This window comes from Jannaschia formosa (assembly GCF_003340555.1).
Lineage (GTDB): Bacteria > Pseudomonadota > Alphaproteobacteria > Rhodobacterales > Rhodobacteraceae > Jannaschia > Jannaschia formosa.
Genome location: NZ_QPLJ01000083.1, coordinates 1 through 1,612, shown reverse-complemented (window position 1 = coordinate 1,612; position 1,612 = coordinate 1). Strand labels below are relative to the sequence as shown.

At 48.9% G+C, this 1,612-nt stretch carries 1 pseudogene; it reads left to right on the top strand.

Going from position 1 to position 1,612, the window contains the following annotated elements:
• Nucleotides 1–594: 594 nt before the first annotated feature.
• Nucleotides 595–1,074, top strand: a pseudogene (locus DR046_RS22870) (YopX family protein).
• Nucleotides 1,075–1,612 lie beyond the last annotated feature (538 nt).

The window sequence follows — 1,612 nt, the reverse complement described above, 5'->3', positions numbered from 1 at the left end:
GAGCCCGCCCGGTTTCCACCGCGCGGCCTAACGTATTGACGCGAAACGGCACCGTTCCGCCTTGGTTTCCAGCGCAAGGCACTGACGGATGGGGATTCTGGCACTTCTCCCCAGCGCGCCAATTTCTCACATAAACGCAGTATCTTAGGCTCTCACCGCCAGGTTGAGGGCCTCTTGATTGGTGTTCGCACTTATCCTTTCATATCAGCACCGTAGCCCTTGTCTGCTTGAGAGTCTGAGTCCTAGTGACCGTGATTTGAGAGACAAAAAAGTGCCACGCTATCCACAGGCAGCGTTCGACAGATGTTCTCATGGTGGTACGATGAGCAGGTGAGCATGTCGGCTCACTTACTAGCCTTGCGACCAAGACCCTGCCCACTCGCAAGGCGGCTAGGGTTTTGGTTTGCTTAAGACAACCTTTCTATGGGATGCCCTTGTACAAACGACTGTTGCATCGACCCTATGATCTCTGCACCGGACCATATGTGCGGCACGGATGATTTCTGTGAAGAATGCTATCGTTTTGATTGCGAGAATTGCTTAGAATTTTGCTATTGTAACGTATGAAAGAGATAATAAGAACTATTGAGGTTAATGGGTGCGTTGTGGAGCAAGTTATGCTCAAAAATGGTAACTGGGTGCCAAACAAAAGATGGAACAAAAGAACAGGTAAGAGAGAATTATAAGCGCCATAATCATATCAGTATGATAGAGATAAAATTTAGAGCGTGGGACGGTAAGGAAATAACTGAACCATACACGGATGATGATTATAGAAGCTTAAACAATGCGATTGCAGGGGCGCGTGGAATACTCATGCAATACACCGGCCTCAAGGACAAGAATGGTAAAGAGATTTATGAGGGAGACATCATAGACGCTCACCAAACCGTTAATGGATACAACTTATTTGTCATCAATATTGACGAAAGATTTTTGTCAGTTGGCGCCAAGTATGTTGATGGAAAAAAGTACCATTATAGCGTCCGGTAATTAATTGAAGCTGATGACTTCGAGAAAACTATAGAAATCATCGGCAACATTTATGAGAACCCTGAGCTGCTGAAAACGTAAGCCATGAAGCGAACACAGCTCTTGAACGCAGCGCGAAAATAGTCTACTTCTAGCTCCGAGGACGTGTGTCCGGACGAAGCCCTGCCCTGTGCGGGGCTTTTGTCGTTCTGGCACCCCTCGATCATCAACCAAAGCGAGATGTGATGCTGGAAGCCCTTGCGGTGCTTCTGCTCAAGATTCTGTGGGATGTGGTCTGGTACCTCGTCCGACGGAAGCTTGACCGGAAGGACTGAGCTGATCCGGCGCTGACCCCACTCAGCGCGTGATTTTATGGCAACAGATTTCAGTGGGCGGGGGAGGTGTGTCTACTGACAATCCTCATGCAACATCATATTGACCATAGAATCTCCCCCAAGACGGGAGACAAAACGGAGACAAGAGCGTAAAAACTCAATGATTTCAGTGGGGGCGATATTCCTACGAATCAAGGGGTCGGGGGTTCGAATCCTCCCCAGCGCGCCAATCCCTCCGCAAGTGACTGTTGAGCCGCGACATTTCTAGCGGTTTCCACTCTGGCGCGGTCCAGTTTCCAACGTTC